At 40.4% G+C, this 19,948-nt stretch carries 29 protein-coding genes; 25 read left to right on the top strand and 4 right to left on the bottom strand.

Annotated features, from left to right (window positions below; genetic code table 11):
• Positions 1–112: 112 nt before the first annotated feature.
• From OC23_RS00910 to OC23_RS18525, 4 genes are all read right to left on the bottom strand, one after another.
• A complete protein-coding gene (locus OC23_RS00910; protein WP_038342127.1) occupies positions 113–808 on the bottom strand; it encodes an ERF family protein in 696 nt (231 codons plus the stop codon).
• Positions 809–820: 12 nt separating this feature from the next.
• Entirely contained in the window at positions 821–1,183 is a 363-nt protein-coding gene (locus OC23_RS00915) for a hypothetical protein (RefSeq protein ID WP_038342128.1), read from the bottom strand.
• A gap of 2 nt (positions 1,184–1,185) precedes the next feature.
• On the bottom strand, positions 1,186–1,638 hold the full coding sequence (locus tag OC23_RS00920; RefSeq protein WP_038342129.1) for a hypothetical protein: 453 nt from the start codon (positions 1,636–1,638) through the stop codon (positions 1,186–1,188).
• 199 nt (positions 1,639–1,837) lie between these two features.
• Positions 1,838–2,473, bottom strand: a complete 636-nt coding sequence (locus OC23_RS18525; RefSeq protein WP_052209119.1) for a helix-turn-helix domain-containing protein — start codon at positions 2,471–2,473, stop codon at positions 1,838–1,840.
• Positions 2,474–2,610: 137 nt separating this feature from the next.
• Between OC23_RS18525 and OC23_RS00930 the strand changes: the two genes are divergently transcribed.
• The 25 genes from OC23_RS00930 (at position 2,611) to OC23_RS01050 (ending at position 19,890) form a co-directional block, all read left to right on the top strand.
• Entirely contained in the window at positions 2,611–2,847 is a 237-nt protein-coding gene (locus tag OC23_RS00930) for a YdaS family helix-turn-helix protein (RefSeq protein WP_038342130.1), read from the top strand.
• A gap of 55 nt (positions 2,848–2,902) precedes the next feature.
• Positions 2,903–3,235 (top strand): hypothetical protein, encoded by a 333-nt coding sequence (locus tag OC23_RS00935; protein WP_152607782.1) that lies wholly within the window; start codon positions 2,903–2,905, stop codon positions 3,233–3,235.
• 5 nt (positions 3,236–3,240) lie between these two features.
• A complete protein-coding gene (locus OC23_RS00940; RefSeq protein ID WP_038342131.1) occupies positions 3,241–5,034 on the top strand; it encodes a DNA cytosine methyltransferase in 1,794 nt (597 codons plus the stop codon).
• The gene (locus OC23_RS00945) at positions 5,031–5,924 is read left to right on the top strand and encodes a helix-turn-helix domain-containing protein (RefSeq protein ID WP_038342132.1); all 894 of its coding nucleotides are present in this window, start codon (positions 5,031–5,033) and stop codon (positions 5,922–5,924) included. Before OC23_RS00940 ends, OC23_RS00945 begins: the two co-directional genes overlap by 4 nt.
• A gap of 55 nt (positions 5,925–5,979) precedes the next feature.
• Entirely contained in the window at positions 5,980–6,315 is a 336-nt protein-coding gene (locus OC23_RS00950) for a hypothetical protein (RefSeq protein WP_038342133.1), read from the top strand.
• A complete protein-coding gene (locus OC23_RS00955) occupies positions 6,312–6,491 on the top strand; it encodes a hypothetical protein (RefSeq protein ID WP_038342134.1) in 180 nt (59 codons plus the stop codon). Before OC23_RS00950 ends, OC23_RS00955 begins: the two co-directional genes overlap by 4 nt.
• On the top strand, positions 6,488–6,736 hold the full coding sequence (locus OC23_RS00960; protein WP_038342135.1) for a hypothetical protein: 249 nt from the start codon (positions 6,488–6,490) through the stop codon (positions 6,734–6,736). Before OC23_RS00955 ends, OC23_RS00960 begins: the two co-directional genes overlap by 4 nt.
• A complete protein-coding gene (locus OC23_RS00965; protein WP_038342137.1) occupies positions 6,733–7,149 on the top strand; it encodes a DUF1064 domain-containing protein in 417 nt (138 codons plus the stop codon). Before OC23_RS00960 ends, OC23_RS00965 begins: the two co-directional genes overlap by 4 nt.
• An 11-nt stretch (positions 7,150–7,160) precedes the next feature.
• Positions 7,161–7,709 carry a hypothetical protein gene (locus tag OC23_RS00970; protein WP_038342138.1) on the top strand — a complete coding sequence of 183 codons (549 nt, stop codon included), beginning with the start codon at positions 7,161–7,163 and terminating at the stop codon, positions 7,707–7,709.
• 93 nt (positions 7,710–7,802) lie between these two features.
• On the top strand, positions 7,803–8,492 hold the full coding sequence (locus tag OC23_RS00975) for a hypothetical protein (protein WP_227505524.1): 690 nt from the start codon (positions 7,803–7,805) through the stop codon (positions 8,490–8,492).
• 257 nt (positions 8,493–8,749) lie between these two features.
• Positions 8,750–9,067: a hypothetical protein gene (locus tag OC23_RS00980; RefSeq protein WP_038342140.1), complete on the top strand. Its 318-nt coding sequence runs from the start codon at positions 8,750–8,752 to the stop codon at positions 9,065–9,067.
• Positions 9,068–9,150: 83 nt separating this feature from the next.
• Complete coding sequence (locus OC23_RS18960) at positions 9,151–9,345, top strand: hypothetical protein (RefSeq protein WP_152607783.1); 195 nt, start codon at positions 9,151–9,153, stop codon at positions 9,343–9,345.
• A gap of 15 nt (positions 9,346–9,360) precedes the next feature.
• On the top strand, positions 9,361–9,621 hold the full coding sequence (locus OC23_RS00985) for a hypothetical protein (protein ID WP_038342142.1): 261 nt from the start codon (positions 9,361–9,363) through the stop codon (positions 9,619–9,621).
• 1,154 nt (positions 9,622–10,775) lie between these two features.
• On the top strand, positions 10,776–11,042 hold the full coding sequence (locus tag OC23_RS00990) for a hypothetical protein (protein WP_152607784.1): 267 nt from the start codon (positions 10,776–10,778) through the stop codon (positions 11,040–11,042).
• Between the two features lie 269 nt (positions 11,043–11,311).
• Positions 11,312–11,536 carry a hypothetical protein gene (locus OC23_RS00995; RefSeq protein ID WP_038342146.1) on the top strand — a complete coding sequence of 75 codons (225 nt, stop codon included), beginning with the start codon at positions 11,312–11,314 and terminating at the stop codon, positions 11,534–11,536.
• Complete coding sequence (locus OC23_RS01000) at positions 11,511–12,146, top strand: putative metallopeptidase (protein ID WP_038342148.1); 636 nt, start codon at positions 11,511–11,513, stop codon at positions 12,144–12,146. The genes OC23_RS00995 and OC23_RS01000 overlap by 26 nt, the downstream gene beginning before the upstream one ends.
• Before the next feature lie 46 nt (positions 12,147–12,192).
• On the top strand, positions 12,193–12,669 hold the full coding sequence (locus OC23_RS01005) for a DUF2280 domain-containing protein (protein ID WP_038342149.1): 477 nt from the start codon (positions 12,193–12,195) through the stop codon (positions 12,667–12,669).
• A complete protein-coding gene (terL, locus tag OC23_RS01010) occupies positions 12,659–14,086 on the top strand; it encodes a phage terminase large subunit (protein ID WP_038342150.1) in 1,428 nt (475 codons plus the stop codon). Before OC23_RS01005 ends, terL begins: the two co-directional genes overlap by 11 nt.
• Positions 14,083–15,531 carry a DUF4055 domain-containing protein gene (locus tag OC23_RS01015; RefSeq protein WP_038342151.1) on the top strand — a complete coding sequence of 483 codons (1,449 nt, stop codon included), beginning with the start codon at positions 14,083–14,085 and terminating at the stop codon, positions 15,529–15,531. The genes terL and OC23_RS01015 overlap by 4 nt, the downstream gene beginning before the upstream one ends.
• Positions 15,532–16,626 carry a minor capsid protein gene (locus OC23_RS01020; RefSeq protein WP_038342153.1) on the top strand — a complete coding sequence of 365 codons (1,095 nt, stop codon included), beginning with the start codon at positions 15,532–15,534 and terminating at the stop codon, positions 16,624–16,626. It abuts the gene before it with no gap.
• Between the two features lie 74 nt (positions 16,627–16,700).
• The gene (locus OC23_RS01025) at positions 16,701–17,474 is read left to right on the top strand and encodes a DUF6651 domain-containing protein (protein WP_038342154.1); all 774 of its coding nucleotides are present in this window, start codon (positions 16,701–16,703) and stop codon (positions 17,472–17,474) included.
• Between the two features lie 44 nt (positions 17,475–17,518).
• On the top strand, positions 17,519–18,472 hold the full coding sequence (locus OC23_RS01030; RefSeq protein ID WP_038342155.1) for a major capsid protein: 954 nt from the start codon (positions 17,519–17,521) through the stop codon (positions 18,470–18,472).
• A gap of 57 nt (positions 18,473–18,529) precedes the next feature.
• The gene (locus tag OC23_RS18530; protein ID WP_052209120.1) at positions 18,530–19,126 is read left to right on the top strand and encodes a hypothetical protein; all 597 of its coding nucleotides are present in this window, start codon (positions 18,530–18,532) and stop codon (positions 19,124–19,126) included.
• 4 nt (positions 19,127–19,130) lie between these two features.
• Positions 19,131–19,520: a hypothetical protein gene (locus OC23_RS01045; RefSeq protein WP_038342156.1), complete on the top strand. Its 390-nt coding sequence runs from the start codon at positions 19,131–19,133 to the stop codon at positions 19,518–19,520.
• A 1-nt stretch (position 19,521) separates the two neighbouring features.
• On the top strand, positions 19,522–19,890 hold the full coding sequence (locus OC23_RS01050; RefSeq protein ID WP_038342158.1) for a hypothetical protein: 369 nt from the start codon (positions 19,522–19,524) through the stop codon (positions 19,888–19,890).
• Positions 19,891–19,948 lie beyond the last annotated feature (58 nt).

A 19,948-nucleotide genomic window follows, 5' to 3' on the forward strand; every position in this document is an offset into this window, starting at 1 on the left:
TCATTGCCTAACATTACCTGGCGTTTTGCCTGGAGAGCTGTCGTAGCTTCTACACGTCCTCGTAAGCTGCCTTTGCCGTGAAGCTTGGCCACATACTTAAAGATGTAGGTTTTTACGCACTCCAACCCTCCATGTCCTTTTTTGCTTTGCAGGCCTTCACAATCTGAGGTTCGTAGCGGGTGCCTTTAAACTGCTTGTAGATCACGCCCAGATCGGCTTCCTTATCTGCATGATGAATTGCATTTAAGGCCTGCTGAAATTCCTGAGTCAATTGCTGTGCAGCATTGGCCGGAGCCATCTGGTTTTGCTGCTGGGACTGCTGTTGCTGTGCCGGTGGCTGGTTCTGGCTACGCTGCTGATTTTGAACAAGAGCATTCTGCTGGTTATTTTGCGCCGGTGCATTGGTCTGTTGATGGAAAGCATCCGTATCGGCATCCTGAGTGTCATCAATCAGGAATAGGCCATTCAATGCGTATTTACGCGCATAAGAGCTGGATGCACCAAAAGTCTGGGCCACATCCATTCCTTTTTTATCGAGTTCTACACCGGCATGTGCGGTAGTCACAGTTTGTTTACCCTGATCATCGGTAAAGACAGCTTTAGCCGTGACCACAACAACCGGCCCGATCTGTTGCACTTCATCAGTCACCACAAGGGTAGCGCCGTATTTCTGTAAGAGTGGTTTTACCCCTTCCAAGATATCTTCCAGACTACGGTAATGAAATTTACCAAATTTGTTGAATTTGCTCTTTGGTGCTTTAAGTTCGGTTTGAATAACGCGTAACGCATCAATATTTGTATTTGACATAGCTTCGCTCCCTTATCGACCGTTCTTATAAGCAATACGCTGATTTGCGCTATAACGTGATATTTGGCTGTTACGGGCCGAGCGCTCTAATGTACGCTGGTAATTAACGATTCGTTTGAATGCGGGCTTAAACCAATCTCTGGAAAGCTCCTCGGTTGTTACCGGGCGAAAGTCCGAATGCGGATTATCTTGAACACGGACTGAATACCAGTTAAATGGCAGTTCTTGAGCGCCGCCCGCGAAATCATTATCAAAATCGGGGGTGAAATTAAGGCTTAGTTTTGCTGAGTAAATCTTGCTGCCCAGACGAACCAAATAAGATCCGTCATGTTTGCCCATGTATGCGCTGAAAGAATTATTTGCTGATTTGCTCATGATCACACCTCAGCCATATGGTTTGCATATACGTGTGCGGTAATGATTGAAATCATATTTCTATGATCATCAAAAGTTGTGTTATCGCGTACTTCTTTGCCGTGGCGATCTATAACACGAATCTCTTTTAATTCTTTGATATCGATTGCTGTGGTGTCACCACCCAGCACACCGTTGTAATCTGGTACACGGTCAAAATCAAAAGTGACATATACACGTTGGCCATTCAGATTGATGATGGCATTACCCGCATCAGTTGAAGTGATTTTTACGTCGATAAGTGCATAAGCAGACTGAGAATTGCCATAAAGCTCAGCAGGGGGATTTAATAGATACTCATTATCTAAAATCGATAGTGCAGTTACACTTACTGCCAAAGTTGAAATGGCTACAATTGAGCCTAATGCTTTTTTGAAGTTAAAGACCGGGTTGTCTAAAGCTGGATTCTGTTCCATAATTGCCTCGTTGTTTGTAAGAAGCCCCGTCGATCCGCCAAGATTCCGGGGCTTTTTTTATGCTATATTTCAAGCTACAACTATAAGTTACAACTAAAGGTTACAAAAATCAAGGCTCAATTTTAAAATATTACAACTTTAAGTTGTAGGTGTTCAAAAAAAAAGAACGCATAAAGCGTTCTTAAAAGTTGTAACTGAATTAAACTGACATATATAACCCTTTAACCACACCGATAAAATTCTCAGCCGTTACCTCATACTCACTTTTAGGCAAGTTTTTATTTGTAGAGATAGCAATCTTTTTATCCCCATCTATAACTAACTTACGAATAATGCATTTATCGTTAACATTAAGGACTATTAAAGAGTCATGTTTAACATCATTAAGTTCAATGTCTCTTTTTACATAGGCAATTGTGTTGTCTAATAAATTCATCCAGTCACCGTCTTCAATTACTGCACAGACAATATCTCCATCCAAGTTATCTTGAATTAAGGCGATATTATCTAACACTAAATTCCTATTTCTAATCTCATCAATAGTGAGACCAATGTGACGCCATTCTACAAGTAAACCATACTTTAATGCAGACGGGTCTGTATGGGTGACGTCAATTTGTGTCGCACTATCGCCAACTAAAAGATAGGTTTTTGAAGTATTTAGCACTTTCGCTAAAGCTTCGAGGGTTGCTCCTCTCGCGTTACCGCCTTTTTCGATTTTCTGGATAGTTTGGGGCTGTTTACCAATTCTGCGTGCTAATTCTGATTGACTAATCTCCATCTTGTTACGTAGTAAAGCAACTCGATCCCCTAATTTATTTTGTTCGTTTGACATTTTAATTGCCTGTACGCTGAAATTTGTAATTTCCTTATTATTACAACTTTTGGTTTCAACTGCACTGCAAATTTAAGTTGAAAAAAAATAGATATGGTTGTAACTTATAGTTGTAGTTTAAATTGTAGGTTACAGATATGAGTCAATTAAAACCTTGTGAAGCAGCTGCCCTTGCAATAGATGCAGCGGGCGGGGCTTCTTTAGTCTCAAGAAAAATTACTGCTAATAACCCTGAAAAGCCTCTTACCCCTCAGGCGGTACAGAAATGGAAAAAATTTAGATGCCCAGCAGAGAGGGTACTTGACCTTGAATCACTTCAGAAGCTTATTTCTCGATTTCAACTTCGACCAGACTTGTATAAAAAAAAGCCTTAGTTGCTGGAACAACTAAAGCTTTTATTTCATTCATTAATCAGCGAGATCATTGAACATGTCAAATATATCAAATCATTACGGCTCAAACAATCGTGATTTTGTTGCTTCGAGAGAAGCAGCAATTGTTCGTTTTAAAGCTTACATCTCATCAATGCATACCCCCGGTCTAAATGCTTTAGGCCGATTGATTCTAGTCCGTGAAAATAATTTAAGAAAAGTCAACGGTGATGTTAAGAATGCTGCTGTCATGAATAGTGAATTAATTGAAGCATTGGTATCTGATCACCGAATGTCTATTCAAGCAGCTGGTGAGTTGATTGCGAGCTTAAATCGATCTGGAAAAATTTTCTGTTTTGGAAGATTTATTAAATTCCCGGAAGAGGTTTAAGCAAGATGTCAAGTTTTGTAGATTGCTCAACTCGGTTTAAAACGCAATATGCGCTGAATTTCAAACAGAAAATTATTGTTGACTTCTTTGCAGGCGGTGGTGGAGCGTCAACCGGATTAGAGATGGGATTAAATCGCAGTGTCTTTGCAGCTGTAAACCACAATCCGAAAGCCCTATCAATGCATGAAGCAAATCACCCTCATGCTAAACATTACATCAATGATGTATTTGCTGTTGATCCAGTGGAAATCTGTGCTGGTTATCCGGTTGGCTGGTTTCATGCAAGCCCAGACTGTACACATCACTCACAAGCTGCAGGTGGTCAACCACGGAAGAAGGAGATCCGAGATCTTTCCTGGGTTGTTCTTAAAGTGGCCGGTAAAGTTCGCCCGGATGTGATCAGTCTTGAAAACGTAAAGCAAATCTTAAATTGGTGCCCACTGGTCGCAAAGAAGGACAAGGCAACCGGTCGAGTTATCACGCTCGATAGAATTGAAGTGAATGGTAAGAAACAGTACCGCGTTGCAGAGCCTGGTGAACGTGTGCCTAGACACAATCAGTTCTTGGTACCAAATTTAAAGAAAAAGGGAAAATCTTGGCGCCATTTTGTTAGAAGTTTGGAAAATCTTGGCTATGTAGTTGAATGGAAAGTTATATGTGCCGCTGATTATGGTGCACCGACAACACGCGAACGTTTGTTTGTAGTTGCTCGTTGTGATGGTAATCCAATTATCTGGCCAGAACCGACCCATGTAAAAAAATCCAAAGTTACCAAGGCCACAAAGAAAAATCCGACATGGCGTGCCGCTGCAGAGGTAATTGATTTTTCTGATTTAGGAAAGTCTATTTTTGATCGCCCAAAACCATTGGCAGATGCGACATTGAAACGAATAGCCCGTGGTCTAAAAAAGTTTGTTATTGATTCTGATAATCCATTTTTGGTGAATTCTGCAGCGTCATATATTGGTCGAGATTTCCGTACAAGCTTTGGCCATGACATTAGAGAGCCATTGGCTACAACTACGGCGGGCTACGGTGGTCATAGTTCGTTGGTAAGCCCTATTTTAGCGCCGTATTTAACCGAGTTTGCAAATGCTTCACAGCAAAGGAATTGGTCAGTAGATCAGCCTCTAACAACGATCTGCGCACAAGTGAAGGGCGGTCATCATGCTGTAGTTTCTCCATATTTAATTCATGCCGGACATGGTGAAGGTACTCCAGAGAACCCACGTTGGAGCGCTGGCTGTGATGATATCCTTAATCCGCTTGGAACAATTACAGCCTCAGGTTCAAGTCGAAATCTTGTTTCAGCTTATATGATGCAGGCGAACGGTGGTTTTAATACAACTGATGGCCGTGATCTATTGGACCCACTTTCAACAATTACCAATACTGGTAGTCAACAACAACTTATCACTGCTCAACTAAGTCAGGAAAACCTTGAGGGAGCATTAAAAGTAGCAGCCTTTTTTGTCAATTTTTATGGCAATGGAGATGCCCGGGATATTGCTGCACCACTGGACACTATTACCACAAAAGACCGGCTTGCACTGGTGACGGTCTGGATTAAGGGAGAACCATGGGTAATTGTCGATATTTGCATTCGCATGTTAAAGCCGCGTGAGCTTTATAGAGGGCAAGGTTTCCCAGATTCTTACATCATTGAATATGGGCATGATGGAAAGTTATTGACCAAAACAGATCAAGTCCACATGTGCGGTAACAGCGTTTCACCATATCCAATGGCCGCAATTGCTCGTGCTAATAACCCATTTATTTACGAAGGGGCGGCTGCATGAGTATTGACGCAACTATTTGGGCATGGAAGGCAAATGTGGATTCTTCAATGCAGAGATTGGTTCTATTGGCATTAGCTGACCGAGCAGGAGAAGACCATACATGTTTTCCAAGCCAAAAACGTATGGCTAAAGATACGCATGCAAATGTTAAAACAATAGGCAAAGTACTTGATGAGTTAGAGGGAAAATCTCTTATTAAGTGGACAGGTAAAATTAAAGGAAATGGGGTAAAGGTTTATCAACTTATTGGAGTAATGGGAAGGGAAGATGAAGCGTTAACCTCACCCAAAAACGGTGGGGCTACTCCACCCAAAAACGGTATAGGTACCAAAAACGGTATAGGTACTTCACCCAAAATTGGGGGGGCGACCTCCCCCAATTTTGGGGTACAGAACCTATCAAGGAATCTCCCAATAGAATCTATAAATAAAAACCATTGGCTTTGTTCAAAAAAATTGAGTTTGGAAATTGCTCAAGCAAATCCTGAGATTGATACGAATGAAATCATCTCATCAACTTGGTTCAACCGTGAGCTAAGAGCGTTTGAATTGTTCAATGCTGAAAAGAGCATGTGTGATGAACTCATGATTTATCACTTTGCAAACTGGTTACTTGAAGCAAAAGTAAAACAGGATCGTCTGAAAAACTCATCTCAAACGTTCCAGAAGCAACCGGCTAAATCCAAGGGGACGTTGACAGACAAACAAATTCGATTCTTTGCAAGCAAGTTATCCAGGTTACCGGAGTTCGCTAAATATTCCGTAGGTAACGAAAGTTATGAGCAATTAGCCAAGCGATTAGAGCCAATGCTTAAAGAACCTGAGAATCTTAAAGAGTGGGCTGAATACCTGATAAACATTAGTAATGAACACGGGAGTAGCGCTGCATGAGCCGTAGAGCCCCAAGAGAGCAGCGTCCAGTGGCAAATCTTGACGGAGAAGGGCGATGAAAATTATTTACAAAGGTGACGCGCTTCAATTGATAAAAGATCATGGCCTAACTGAACAGTTGGTAAGTACCCCAGGGGGGCACTCGGTGGCATTACTTTACCCAGACGAAACAGGCCCAAAAGGGATGGGAATAGGATTTTTTAAATTCTGCCTTGATTCCAGATTAATGCTCCAACTAATTGATTCAAAGTGGGAGAAGGTGCCTTTTACTAATGCCTATGACATCGCTGCATACATAGAAAAGAAAATCGGAAAAGATTTAGTGATACCAGCTTATACAGAGGATTTGAAGGCTCTCTTAATGTTAGAGAATGAGGAGCAAAGCCAATGAACGCAAATCGCAAAAGTGCAAAGAACTGCGGTGCAACTCACATAGATGAAGATGATGATTACTGGATCATAACACCTGCCAATTGCTTCATTTGGAACAGTAGTAGAGAAACTTGGGACGACTATGCCAATTTCGACGAAGTTGATATGAGTAAGTTGCAGGAGATTAGCCAATGAATACAAACCATATTTCTGAAAAATTCGATTTAGAAAAAGGTGATTATTTCGTTCTAAATGAGCGCTTCTGGATAGACAAATTATTTCAAGTATTTTCGATTCAAAAGAATAGTGCCGGTGCAATTTTGTATGAAGTACACGGCGGTTTTCGTTGGCCAGAATATTGCGTTCGCCCAGCCGAACCGGACGAGATTGAATTTGGCCATAGAAAGAAAGATTTTAAAAAGGGCGGTGTTTTTAAATGACCTCAATGTCACTTCATGAATACCGGCAGCGCTATCCTGGTCGACTCAAAGAAAAAGCGAGTTCAAACAAGTTCAATGCCCAGAAAATTGAATTAGATGGAATGACGTTCGACTCCAAAAAAGAGTTGAAGTGGTATATCGAGCTTAAAGCCCGGCAGCAGCGTGGAGAGATTGCGGATCTGAAGCATCACACGAAGTTTGAGCTGGCGCCGAAGGTCAAGATTGCCGGGGAGAAAAGAGCGAAACCGGCGCTAAGATATTTTGCGGATTTTACTTATTTTGAAATAACACCAGATAAAGCTGATTACGTGGTTGAGGATGTGAAATCGTTGGCCACCAGAAAGCTGGTCAGTTACCGCAATAAGAAACACTTAATGAAAACCGTTTTTGATATTGATGTTAAGGAAGTATGAGGTAGTTATATATGGGCTCTATCACAACACAATTCCCTATTTTTGAGTGGTTCAAGCAAGATTTAACCGTTAAATCTCCTTCTTATGATGCCGCTAATGTCCGGGGCACTAGTCTGGAAAAGCCCATTGATGTGCAAGACAGGTTGGGTGTTGTCGGTGTGATGGATTCATTGTTTTCAAAATCCTTGGCCAGTTTGATTATTTTTGATGGTAACTCGGAAGCGGATTACATTTGTGTGAGGGAACATCTGGCCAATCTTTTTGTAGAAGGGGCCCTCAAAGACAAGAAGAAGGAGCCGCAAAAAATTGCGATGTACCATCTAGCCTGGTTGGTTTCACGTATGGTTTTAGATTTTGCGATAGATCCAGAGTTAGAGAAAAACTTTACAGAGCGGGGCCGATTATATTATGCCGGTATCAGTTCAAATCAAATTGGTTCAGATGCTTATCGAGTCACATGGAAAAAGTATGAAAAGTTAATTGAACGCACTTTAATAAATGAGGTCGCTGAAATTTCGAAGATTATGAGTCGGTATAAAAAGAGCACACTTAGAGCGTAAATATTGGGTCAGAGAGAAGTTGTTGACTGAGCAACCGTAGTTGCATTTGAGCAACTGCAGTCTTAATAGTAAGATCCTTAACCTTAAGAATTTATGATGGGGCTTATTTTGAAAAAAATAATCGTTTTATCTTGTTTTATAGGTTTGATTGGCTGTACTTCATCAAAATCGACTTATGTTGCAATTCCTAAAGTTATTAGTAAGCCTCCTATTGGTGAAACAGCGAAAGCGCATATCGGAGATAAATTACTTACACAAGCTATTTATGTAGATCGAGAAGCCTTATATGTTCGTTCACCTTTCAAATTTTTTAATGGTTACACGTTAACGAAGGGTTATTATTTAAAAACTGGGAAAGACAGAAGAGGGCAATACTTCCAAGTTGAAAATATTATTCCAAATGGTGGGCAGGTACAAAAGGATGAATTTTCTGAACCTTTCACTTCAGTCATGCTCGATAAGCATAATAGACTATGTGTTGAATCCGGTCTTAACGTAAAAGCATGTTCATCTGAGCATGATGCAATCATCGAAACAATAAGTATGGCAATAGACAATAAGCTTGAACAAGCTTTAATTTATAGTGGAAAAGTTGGAAATAAGATCAATATCAGCTATAGAAAAACTTTAGACAATATGGCAAGAATCGCATTTGAAAGGGGTATTGAATACGATCTAAGTCAGTCTCAAAGAATTGGATATGGGGGAGCATTATTAGAGGTTATCGATGCAACCACTCCAGAAATCACTTACAGAGTGATCCAAAACTTCAATGAAGAATAGCAGTCGAAAGGCTGCTTTTTTTATATCTTACATGCGACTAACAGGAATTTTTATTCTTTTTTTAGCATTATTTATAAATCTTATGCCTATATAAATTAAGTTGATAATGTGTGCAACAAAAGTTACTTAAAGGCACAAAGACTTATAAAGTATCAACACAATTTTTAAGTTTGTTAAGGATGTAAGAGTGTTAGATTATAAAAATACAATATATGTGTATGTGTATTGGTTTTTAATTTTTTGCACGGAAATTTTTTATGAATAAAATGCATGTAACTCTTGCAGTGATCGTTAGCCTAATTATTGGCGGTTTGATTGGTTCTTTTGGGTATTCTAAAACAGCTGCAAAATATGACGCAATTTCAACTGCTTGTGTGATTGCAAATGAGGCAGTAGATAAAGAATTGTTAACTGTTGAACAAGTTAGAGAATTAGGAGCATTGGCTGGTACTAAGATGAAGAAAGATATGTCATCTGTTGCATCAAGATTCGCAGTATCGCCGGATATCCTAAAAGATGCATCTAAAGAATCGAACTGCAGTCAATTTTTAGTCGGTTTTAATAGCGTCAAATAATTGAATTAGCTATTGTGGAAGCCCTATTAAGTTACTTATTAATAGGGCTTTTTATTAATTTTAATATTATGGATGGCTGAATTATGAAGTTACTACCTCTAGTTTTCTTTTTTTGTTTTTCCCTAGGCTGTGCTGCAGTGGAGGGCTCAACAAAAGAGCGCACCACAAATGAATGTTTACGTTTTAGAAGTATGCTTCCACTAGCTGATGAATTAGAACCTTCTATAACATATGAACAACAGGCTGCTTGTATAAAGTCTAAAACTAAACAAAAATAATTCTGGAGCCCCTCTGTGTTTAATAATTTTAATGCTGAACAAGCACGTAAGAATGTTGAAAGCAACCAATATACTTATGAAAGAATGTTAAGAGAGATTCTTACCAACACTGAATCAGCCTCAAGGATGAGATTCCGAATGAGTTCATCAAGTTATGAGGATACAGCCGAGAATCAAGAGATTCTTTCTCAAGTCGTAAAAGAATTAAAGAACAGAGGGTTTGGGGTAGTGTTAAACCAAGTTGGTGAGCGAATATTTGTAGAAGTTAGCTTTTGAGTTAGCTTTAAAAAATTAAATATCTTAAAGTAAAATCTCTTTTTAGGAGATTTTTTTATTGCCTCTGTAGGCCGGAGATAGCTTATTATGATTTTAAAGAAATTTAGATTATATTTAAAAAAAATAACCAAAATTACGTGAAGCCTCATATATTATTAAGTAAGATACACACATGTATAAATATTAGTATTTTAGAAATAAAACATTTACGAAGACACCACTAAAAAGCCCGACTTTTGATAGTTTTTTTTGTTTTTGTTACTTAATTGTCATTGTTGTCCTGAATCTGTAATTAATTAGGTTAAAATGTTATCTTATAAAAAATTAAACTTTAAGGTAAATTTAGATGACAATTACTGATAAAAAATATTATTTTATGTTTACGGCAATTTATAAAGATCGGTCCCAAGGTGATTTAATAAAAACTTATTCTGAACATTAGCCTATTCTTTTAAAAATATTACAAAAAAAATTCTTGAGGATATTGAAAAGCAAACACTCGAAGAACTTAAGTTAAGTAATTCGAATTATGACATATATGACTATAACATAGTGTCATTAGGATATATTGGCGAAATGACTCCAGCTGAATTTAACCTATAAAATTTAAAATTAAGATGCTATTTATTTAGTTAAGCTTCAATAGGCCCAAGGTATTTAAGCATGCTTGTTTTGCCCGGGACTTTGTGTGGTATGTGTTGTAATTTTCAAGCACAGAGTTGAGCACGTTGCATGAGTTTGATAACTTCAAACCATTGTTCAGCTCATCACTCTCAGACGATCAGCAATAGGTTTAATTGTTTTTTATGCGCTAAAAATAAGTTGAACCTAAGGCCCACCATTCATTTATGGCGGGCCTTTTAATTTTTACAAGTTCCATATATTGTACTTATTGCTTTATTATCTTTGTAGAATAAAAGTTAAAAACAAATAATACCTAAGTTAATAGTGATGTGCTTTGTTAAATGAAATTCTGTAAGTTTAAAACGAGTTATAAACGTATCTTAAAATTCTATAAATATTTTCGAAAAACCCGGCTGAATTTAAGCTTTTCTAAAGGTAGGCTTTTTACTATTGCAGAAGAGGTTAAGATAGATAAGTGTGTATACGTACTATCAATTTGTTTTTTATTATTTTTTAATTTTTAGGTTCTAATGATGGCAGGTATTTTTGATAGCAAACAAGCTCAAGCTAATTTAATTAAAGAGATGTCAGATGCTCAAGCAATGTATGAAGAAATACTTAAGGAGATTGAGTTTAAATCAAAAAGAGGGGTAAATCCGGTCTATTTGAACTTTTTACGGAAATCTATAACACAAAAAAATATTACTGAGATAGCCGCTAAACTGAATAAGTTGGGCTTTAATGTGAAGATAAGCGAATCCTCATCTATAAGCTTAGCTGTAAAAGTTAGTTTTTAAAGACAAAGAATTAGTTTTCAAAATTCTGAAATTTAGGGTATAGTTTTATTAGTATGGTCATACTATAGATTGATTACATACGGGAACAAAGGCTCATCAATTTGATGGGCTTTTTTTATGCCCAAAAGAAAACCCCGGGTGATGTTTCAAGTAGGTAAAAAACGGGTGGTGAGTTGATCATCATGAATTATTGAGTTGGACAATTTTTCATTTAGGTGCAAAACCTCGCTAAATATTGGCGGGGTTTTTCTTTTTGAATAGGTGAGTTAGTGCAAGAGCGAAAAGAAAACTTCTGGGATCTGGATAAACAGATCATTGAAGCAAAACAACAAGTGGACCACTGGGGAACAGTGATCACACAAGGCAAAACAGATGAAGAAATTGCTCACATTGATGAGCAATTTTTTTTGGCCAATAAAAACTTAAAAGAGCTGAAACAACGCCGTGCAGATCTAGCGAGTAAATGGAATGCAAAAACGCCCTTATCCACCTGAGAACATTTTAGGGCTTGAGCCTGAATTTGATGGTTATGAGTTTGAACCGGCCCCGGAAGTGAAAAAGTGGATCTGGGAAACATTCATTGAGCCGGAAGGTGCACTCTATAACGAAGATCATGATCATATTAGTGCGTTTGAAGGCTCATTTTTCGAGGTTCTTTGGGCCTCTGGTGGATTCGTTAAAGGCGAAAGCTTGGTGTTGGGCCAATGTGAAAAAGTAATGTTTCGGGCCGGTGGCTGGCAAAAGGCCAGACAAGAGCTGCAAATGCGTAACTGGTTTGGCCATGTCCCTGAATATCTCATAACGCTGGATGCCCAGCATTGTGCTGATTGCACAGACGCGGAGTTTTGCGCTCTGGTTGAGCATGAACTTTATCACATCGGCGTTAAGTGTGATGAAGATGGAAATATGCTGGTAAGCCGTCAAACTGGTGAACCAAAGCATTATTTACGTGGGCATGATGTTGAAGAGTTTCACGGAATTGTTCAGCGGTACGGTGCGAATGAAGCGGTACAAAAAATGGTTGAGTTGGCAAAAGAGGGGCCAACTATTTCAAAAGTATCAATTGCCCAGGCATGTGGTACTTGTCGACTAAAACTGGCTTAAATTTTTTTGCCCGTTTACGTTGACGTACGTTGACGGATTTAAATTTATGGCAGCACTAAAAAAAGAGGTAAAACTTTATATTGTACGGTCACTTGCGATGCATAACACCCCCCAAGAAACGGTTGAGCTTGTCAACGCAATTTTTTCTCAGAAAATCACAAGACAGCAATGTGAGCGTTATGACCCAACGAAGCGTGCAGGACAAGATTTGAGCCAAGAATTTAAGGACGAGTTTTTTGCTACAAGAAAAGAGTTTCTGGAGAAGCCTCAAAATATTCCAATTGCGAATCAGACAGTACGCCTAAGCATTTATCAGAAGCTATTAGAGAAAAATTTAAGAAATACTGTCAATTCACTCAAGATACTTGAGCAGATTGCGAAGGAGCTAGGTGGGGCATATACGAACCGTAAAGAGGTTACAGGTGCAAATGGTGGCCCTGTAGAAACGGTTCAAACTGCGGTACAGGCAATTAGTACCGAGGAATACTTGAAAGCACGTCAAGAGGTGCTGGATGAGTACTGATGCCTCACGGGAGCAAGCGATCCAGATCGAGGCGCGGGAAGATCTATATTTCTTCACCCGCTATATGTTCAAAGAGCGCCGTGGATATAAGTGGAAGCATAACTGGCACCATCGTGAAATATGTGATGCTTTGATGAAAGTCTACAACGGTGAAATAAAGCGGTTGATTATTAACGTCCCGCCTCGTTACTCCAAGACTGAAATCGCTGTGATTAATTTTATGGCGTGGTGCTTTGGCAAAAAGCCGGATTGTGAGTTTATTCACATCAGTTATTCAGCAATGCTTGCGGCCAACAATGCATTTCAGACCCGTAACTTGGTTCAGGAGAAAGCATATTTAAAAGTCTTTCCAGATCTAAAACTACGTGAAGATAGTAAAGCGAAGGACTTCTGGCGTACAGCTGACGGCGGTGTTTGCTATGCAACTGGTACCGGGGGAACGATCACCGGTTTTGGTGCAGGGAAGATGCGTGAAGGCTTTGGTGGGTGCATCATCATCGATGACCCGCATAAAGCCGATGAGGCCAAATCAAAGACTATCCGTGAGGGGGTAATTGACTGGTTCCAGAATACACTGGAGTCGCGTACCAACTCACCTGATACACCGATTATCGTCATTATGCAGCGTTTGCATGAAGAGGATCTGGCCGGGTGGCTTTCGGGTAAGCGTGAGAATGGTGAACCAGCAGAAGGTGGCAACGGTGAAGTATGGGACCTTGTATGTTTTCCTGCTATTCAGGATGACGGTTCAGCTTTATGGCCGGCCAAGCACAATATTAAAAAGCTCAGGCTCATGGAGAAGGCAGCGCCGTATGTTTTCTCTGGTCAATACTTACAAAGACCTTCACCTCCTGCCGGAGGTTTTTTTAAGCCTGACAATATAGAAATTGTCGATGCGTTACCTGCGAGCATTATCAAACAGGTTAGGGCTTGGGACTTCGGCGCTACTGAGGGAGAGGGTGACTTTACCGCCGGTGTTAAATCTGCCTTAGGCGCAGACGGATATACATACATTGTTGACGTTACAAAAGGCCAACTTGGGCCAGACAACGTAAATAAACGCCTGAAGCAGACAACCCAGCTTGACGGCAAAGGTGTAACGGTTCGCATCCCGCAAGATCCGGGACAAGCCGGTAAGGCTCAAGCACAGTCTTTTATCAAGCTGTTGGCCGGGTACAACGTATTAGCCCAGACAGTATCGGGTGACAAGCTCACCCGGGCACAGCCTTTTGCTGCTCAAGTGAATAGCGGGAACGTGCGAATGCTTAAAGGAGATTGGAACAAGGAATTTATTGAAGAGCTGCGTAACTTTCCGAATGGTGCACATGATGACCAGGTTGATGCCGGCTCGGATTCTTTTAATGAATTACACGGAGGCTTTCAAGCCTTCTTTACAGATATGGGATTTGCTCAATGAGTGATGTAACTTTTAAACATGCTGAATATGTTAAAAACGAATTGCTATGGCAAACTGCTGATGATGTATGCGATGGCGAAGATGCGGTAAAAGCCAAGAAAACAAAATATTTACCAATGCCGAATGCTCACGATAAAAGTACAAAAAACAAGCTTGCGTATGATGCGTACTTAACGAGAGCAGTTTTCTATGGCGCAACTGCAGTTACTTTAAATAGCCTTGTCGGGGCTTCTTTCTCTACTGATCCGAGCTTCAAGTTTCCTGATGAGCTTTCATATCTGGAGCGTAATGCAAACGGCGCTGGAATGAGTGCTTATCAACTTTCGCAAACTGGTATTCGTCTTTTATTGAAGAATTATCGCTGTGCTTTATACGTTGATTTCCCGGATCTGCCAGAAACTAAAAACAAATCTGAATATGACAAGTTAAACGCATATTCAATGATTCACTTGTTGAAAGCAGTTGATGTTGTGAACTGGGACACCGTGATGGTGAACAACCAAAAAAAATTAAACTTGGTTGTAATCCGCGAAATGGTTTCAAAAAGGGGGGAAGATGGTTTCAGTACTGAACAAACAGAACAATACCGGGTTTTGCGTCTGGAGCCGATAGATTCTGGGCAGTTTGTGTACTCTGTCCAAGTTTACACCAAAGGTGATCAAGGCACATGGGTGGGTGGTACTACCAAATACCCAAGAGATTTTAACGGTGAGCTCTGGTCATATATCCCGTTCACATTTGTGGGGGCAATTGATAACTCAACGGATATTCATAATCCGCCGTTGCTAGAACTTGCAAAAATTAATTTGGCGCATTACAGGGACAGTGCAGACTTCCAAGAATCGGTGTTTTATATGGGGCAGCCACAATATTATGCCAGTGGTGTTGATTGGGCTTGGTTTGAGGAGGCAAAGAAGCACGGAGTATATATCGGTGCACGGGTGATGCTGCCGCTACCGGGTGAAGGAAAACTCGGGATAGTCCAAGTCCAGCCAAATACTTTAGCCCGGGAAGGCATGAAGGATAAATGGGGATATATGAAAGAGCTGGGTGCACGTATGGTCGAGAAAGGATCAGCGGCTAAAACAGCAACAGAAGCAAATAACGATGATGCTATTCAGCATTCAGTGCTCTCCTTATGCGTTTCAAACATGAATGAAGCGATATCGATGGCATTACGTTGGGCAGCGAAATACATGGTAGCTGATGTCGATAGACTGACTAAAAACGAGCTTTTATATGAAATTAGTCAGGAGTTCTCTAAACAAGGATATCTTGCAGAGCTGTCACGTCAGTTATATGAAGCGGCAATGCAGGGCAAGAGCTCATTTAAGACATGGTGGGAATATAATCAGACAGGCACGTTCTCCAAGCAAACTTATGAACAAGAGTTGTTGAATATTGAGGCTGAGAATGAAGGCACTTTAAATCAAAGTGAGGTGTAAATGGCCAGAGAGTTAATTGACGCTTTAACCCAGCATCAGGCTTATCTTTATCGCACCTCATCTCATGTAGTAAATGAGCTATTTCGACTGCTCAATGATGAAACTGAAGCCCTACTAAATAGGCTTAGGGATTTGCTGGAAGAACTGAGCGAATCAGAGCGGGTCGCATTAACAGGTGGGAAATATACTACCCAGAACTTGAAGGAAATCTGGGAAGCCCTACAAGAATGGTCATCCACGCTTGGGACAATTCTTCCAGCAGCGTTTTCTACTTCTGCAGCAGCGCTGGCCGGTTACGAAGCAACCTATATCGCTAAAGTGATTGGCAGTGAAATTAAAAAGGTGCGAGGTGAAAAGATCTTTGCCAAGGCTAAAAAGGTTCCGCTTACGGGCGGGGCTTTGGTAGATCAGGTTTTTGATCGGATTGTGGAGAATGCCAGGCTCAAGGTTGAGTATGCGATCCGGGATGGAATCAACACGGGCAAAACAAATCAGCAAATAGTCCAGCGCATTCGTGGTACCAAAGCCAGACAATATGAAGATGGGTTTCTGAGTGGGACTAAATCAGACATAGACCGCACTGTAAGGACGGTCAGAAGCCATATTGCGAACCAAGCATATCTTCATACTTATCAAGAGCTGGGCTATGAATATGTAAAGCTGGTGGCCACGCTGGATGGCAGAACCTCAAAGCTTTGTGCTTCTTTGGATGGCGTTGTCTGGAAAATTGATGATCCAGCGAAACGTGTCCCTCCCTTACACCCGCACTGCAGGTCAATTCTTGTCGCGGTTAACAAGGACGGTAAACTCATCGGATCAAGGCCATTTGTGGCTGACGATAGGAAGGTAAAGGACATACCCAAAGATGAGCGTGACGGCGTTATAGGGCAGGTTAATGCAAACACAAAATTCAAATCGTGGTTTGCAGAGCAGAGTGCTGATTTTCAGCGTGAATGGCTTGGCCCTAAAAGATTCAAGCTTTACAAAAAGGGGGATTATCCAATTGAAAAATTCCTAGATCCGGAAGGGCGAATGTACACACTTAAAGAGTTGGAGAGGCTTGATAAGCAAACATTCAAAGAACTCGGACTATAAAAGTCTGGAAAAGTTAAAACGGCACCTACAGGTGCTTTTTTTATATCTGTTATATCTGAAAGAAGGTGATTTTAATGAAACTTAAAACAGTAGAGAAAGACGGCAAACAATACGCTGAATTAGATGCAAATGGCCTACCTGTTTATATTCATAGTGATGGCAAAGAAGTGGGTTTTGACGCGGCCAGCGCCGTGCAAAAGATCGCAACTTTGGGTACAGAAGCAAATAACAACCGCATTGATAAAGAAAAGGCTGAAAACGCACTTAGATCTTTTGAAGGCATCACAGATCCAGCAGCTGCAAAAAAAGCTTTAGAAACAGTACGAAATCTTGATGATAAAAAACTTATTGATGCTGGTGAAGTTGAGCAAATCAAAGCAGAAGCTATCCGTGCGGTAGAAGAAAAGTACGCTCCATTGGTTCAAGAACGTGATGGCTTACAAAAGCAATTACATGATGAGCTTATCGGTGGCGGTTTCGTCCGTTCGGAATACATCAAAAAGAATTTGTCCGTGCCAGCAGATATGGTTCAGGCAACGTTCGGCCAGAACTTCAAAATCGAAAATGGTGAAGTTGTGGCGTATGACCAGGCTGGCCAGAAATTATATTCACGAACTCGACCAGGTGAGCCTGCAAATGTTGATGAGGCATTGGAATTACTGGTCGGTGGTTACGCGCATAAGGATCTCATCCTGAAAGGTGGCCAAGGTACCGGCGGCGGATTCCAAGGTGGTGGCAATAGCGGCGGTGCGCCTGCAGGCATGAAGCGTAGCAGCATGTCGATGTCACAAAAAGCTGATTACATCAAAGAATATGGCAACGAAGCCTTCTTAAAACTCCCTCAATAAATTTCTTTCTAATTTATTCCTTTAATTCTTTCGGAGACAGTTAAATGACTATTAATTCAGACATGATCATCTATAACCAATTGGCTCAAACTGCATATTTAGAGCGTCTACAAGATAATTTAAACGTGTTTAACCAAGCTTCACAGGGTGCAATTCTATATCGTAATGAAATCGTTGAAGGTGATTTTAGTAAAGAGGCTTTCTACCGCATTGGTGGAAGTATTGAGCACCGTGATGTTAATTCACGCGCAAAAGTCAAACATGAGAAAATCGGTGCCGGTGAAGCCGTAGGTGTAAAAATTCCGTATAAATATGGCCCTTATACTTCAACTGAAGAAGCATTCAAACGCCGTGCACGTTCAATTGATGAATTTGCAATGCTTGTTGGCTATGACTTGGCTGATGCTTTAGTCGCCGGCCGATTGAAATACAGTTTGACATCATTGCAAGCAGCTATCTCAAGCAACCCTTCAATGGTTGCATCAGGTAGTATTGTTAAAGATGGCCGTAAAGCTTTAACAAAAGGTATGCGTACCTTCGGTGATAAATTTGGCCGTATTTCGTTATGGGTAATGAACTCACAAACTTACTTTGACATTGTTGATGAAGCCCTTACAAAACAGATTTATGGTGAGTCTGAAATTGTAGTTTATGGCGGATTACCAGGAACAATGGGTAAGCCTGTTTTAGTAACGGATATGGTTGAAGATGATCAAGCTTTTGGTCTACAACACGGCGCAGTGACTGTTACTGAGTCACAAGTTCCGGGCTTTCGCGCATACAATATTGATGATGAAGAAAACCTTGCAGTCGGTATCCGAGCTGAAGGTACTTTCAACTTAGATCTTCTAGGTTATAGCTGGGATACAACCAAAGGTGAAAACCCAGACTTATCATTACTTGCCTCAGCTGCAAACTGGAAAAAACACGCGACCAGCAACAAAATGACAGCTGGTACTTTATTAGATTTGTCTGGTAATCCACTTACCAAAGAATAACTTTTTATTACCACAAAGGGGACCTTATGGTCCTCTTTTTATTTGTGAGCGCAAAATATGAAACTTATCTATGCACGAAATATTAAGGGCATTCATGAAGTCGGTACATTCGCGAACCCCACTTATTATGGTTCTCCAAACGTAATGGCCGATCAAGTAATTATTTACGGTGACTATCCTCAAATTAAGGCAGATTACGAAGCCTTAGATATCCCTGTAGAGGTGCGTAATATCCCGGTCAATAAGCTTAAATCTATGACAGCTCAATTATCTGTTGGTGTTACGCCTGAGATACAAGCTGCACTTGATGACGCTAAGGAACAGTGTGCAAAAGCCAATAATGCATTGCTGTTGGCTGAGCAACAGGCGTCAGATGCAAAGGCGGAATTTGAAGCCTTTAAAAACGATCCTGAAGCATTAAAAGCACGTTTGCATGAGCTTGAAGGTGCAATTTCTGAAACGTCCAATAATGAGGAGACCACTCAAGAAGAGAACCTGAAACAGGTTGAAGCTACTCAAGATGTGAAGGCACTTCAAAAGCCGGACGAGAACTCAAGAGTAGATGAAATTAAAGCGTACTTAGAGGCGCATGAAATCGGTTTCAAATCGAATACGTCAAAACCCGATCTTTTAAAACTTATTCCAAAGGATTAATAACATGAGCTTTATCACTGTCGAAACTGCAGAAGAAAAACTGGGAAAGAGCTTTGCACCGGATGGTGATAAGGCTCGTTTAGTTTTATTGGCCAATACTTGGATGAAAAAGGAAATTGGTTTCATTCCTAAAGAAATAGATGAAGTACTACAAGTCGCAGCTTGTGAAATTATACAAGGGATCATGGCCAAGGCCATTTATAACGGCAAAGAACAGCAACTGAAACGTAAAAGGATTAAAGGGGATACCGTAGAGTCTGAAAAAGAATACCAGGATGGCTCTGTTGCGATATCCAAGTTTGAGCAAATTGCAAAGGATCTTATTGATTCGCTTGATTTGGAAAATCCTAGCGGTGGATTTGGTGGTTTTGGAATTGAACTAATGCGGGTGTGATATGGGGCTACGTGAAGAACTCCAAGCGGATCTGGCAGAGGCTTTTGATGAAGATCTGGCTGATGCTGTCCACGAATTTACGTGTGAGAGAATCATTAAAAAGAACTTTGATCCAGTACATGAAACCTATGATGAAGAAAAGATTTCTTATTCTGGCCGGGGGATTCTTTTTGGACGGTATAAGTCGTATGAAATTGCGAATTTAGGAATACCGGCGATAGATAACAAGGCAACTGTGCTGCAAAATGAAGTATCAGCAACTCCTGCTATTAATGACATATGGATTGTTAATGGATATTCGTATCGAGTGGTGAATATTTCTAAAGATCCAGTTAATACAATTTGGATATGTCAAATTTGCAAAATTTAACATATTAATTTATTTGTTTGCTATTTGTATTTAGACTGATTGAGGAGTTGTTTGTAAA

The organism is Acinetobacter sp. A47, assembly GCF_000805455.1.
GTDB lineage: Bacteria > Pseudomonadota > Gammaproteobacteria > Pseudomonadales > Moraxellaceae > Acinetobacter.

Bases quoted from the DNA above. Each gene is read 5' to 3' on its own strand.
- OC23_RS01000 (WP_038342148.1), top strand. From the start codon at position 11,511: ATGCAAAAACGCCCTTATCCACCTGAGAACATTTTAGGGCTTGAGCCT.
- OC23_RS00965 (WP_038342137.1), top strand. From the start codon at position 6,733: ATGACCTCAATGTCACTTCATGAATACCGGCAGCGCTATCCTGGTCGA.
- OC23_RS18530 (WP_052209120.1), top strand. From the start codon at position 18,530: ATGAAACTTATCTATGCACGAAATATTAAGGGCATTCATGAAGTCGGT.
- OC23_RS00960 (WP_038342135.1), top strand. From the start codon at position 6,488: ATGAATACAAACCATATTTCTGAAAAATTCGATTTAGAAAAAGGTGAT.
- OC23_RS00950 (WP_038342133.1), top strand. From the start codon at position 5,980: ATGAAAATTATTTACAAAGGTGACGCGCTTCAATTGATAAAAGATCAT.
- OC23_RS00955 (WP_038342134.1), top strand. From the start codon at position 6,312: ATGAACGCAAATCGCAAAAGTGCAAAGAACTGCGGTGCAACTCACATA.
- OC23_RS01050 (WP_038342158.1), top strand. From the start codon at position 19,522: ATGGGGCTACGTGAAGAACTCCAAGCGGATCTGGCAGAGGCTTTTGAT.
- OC23_RS00910 (WP_038342127.1), bottom strand. From the start codon at position 808: ATGTCAAATACAAATATTGATGCGTTACGCGTTATTCAAACCGAACTT.
- OC23_RS00975 (WP_227505524.1), top strand. From the start codon at position 7,803: ATGATGGGGCTTATTTTGAAAAAAATAATCGTTTTATCTTGTTTTATA.
- terL (WP_038342150.1), top strand. From the start codon at position 12,659: ATGAGTACTGATGCCTCACGGGAGCAAGCGATCCAGATCGAGGCGCGG.
- OC23_RS18960 (WP_152607783.1), top strand. From the start codon at position 9,151: ATGAAGTTACTACCTCTAGTTTTCTTTTTTTGTTTTTCCCTAGGCTGT.
- OC23_RS00970 (WP_038342138.1), top strand. From the start codon at position 7,161: ATGGGCTCTATCACAACACAATTCCCTATTTTTGAGTGGTTCAAGCAA.
- OC23_RS00930 (WP_038342130.1), top strand. From the start codon at position 2,611: ATGAGTCAATTAAAACCTTGTGAAGCAGCTGCCCTTGCAATAGATGCA.
- OC23_RS01015 (WP_038342151.1), top strand. From the start codon at position 14,083: ATGAGTGATGTAACTTTTAAACATGCTGAATATGTTAAAAACGAATTG.
- OC23_RS00940 (WP_038342131.1), top strand. From the start codon at position 3,241: ATGTCAAGTTTTGTAGATTGCTCAACTCGGTTTAAAACGCAATATGCG.
- OC23_RS01045 (WP_038342156.1), top strand. From the start codon at position 19,131: ATGAGCTTTATCACTGTCGAAACTGCAGAAGAAAAACTGGGAAAGAGC.
- OC23_RS00990 (WP_152607784.1), top strand. From the start codon at position 10,776: ATGATGGCAGGTATTTTTGATAGCAAACAAGCTCAAGCTAATTTAATT.
- OC23_RS00980 (WP_038342140.1), top strand. From the start codon at position 8,750: ATGAATAAAATGCATGTAACTCTTGCAGTGATCGTTAGCCTAATTATT.
- OC23_RS01005 (WP_038342149.1), top strand. From the start codon at position 12,193: ATGGCAGCACTAAAAAAAGAGGTAAAACTTTATATTGTACGGTCACTT.
- OC23_RS01020 (WP_038342153.1), top strand. From the start codon at position 15,532: ATGGCCAGAGAGTTAATTGACGCTTTAACCCAGCATCAGGCTTATCTT.
- OC23_RS01030 (WP_038342155.1), top strand. From the start codon at position 17,519: ATGACTATTAATTCAGACATGATCATCTATAACCAATTGGCTCAAACT.
- OC23_RS00945 (WP_038342132.1), top strand. From the start codon at position 5,031: ATGAGTATTGACGCAACTATTTGGGCATGGAAGGCAAATGTGGATTCT.
- OC23_RS00935 (WP_152607782.1), top strand. From the start codon at position 2,903: ATGTCAAATATATCAAATCATTACGGCTCAAACAATCGTGATTTTGTT.
- OC23_RS18525 (WP_052209119.1), bottom strand. From the start codon at position 2,473: ATGTCAAACGAACAAAATAAATTAGGGGATCGAGTTGCTTTACTACGT.
- OC23_RS01025 (WP_038342154.1), top strand. From the start codon at position 16,701: ATGAAACTTAAAACAGTAGAGAAAGACGGCAAACAATACGCTGAATTA.
- OC23_RS00920 (WP_038342129.1), bottom strand. From the start codon at position 1,638: ATGGAACAGAATCCAGCTTTAGACAACCCGGTCTTTAACTTCAAAAAA.
- OC23_RS00915 (WP_038342128.1), bottom strand. From the start codon at position 1,183: ATGAGCAAATCAGCAAATAATTCTTTCAGCGCATACATGGGCAAACAT.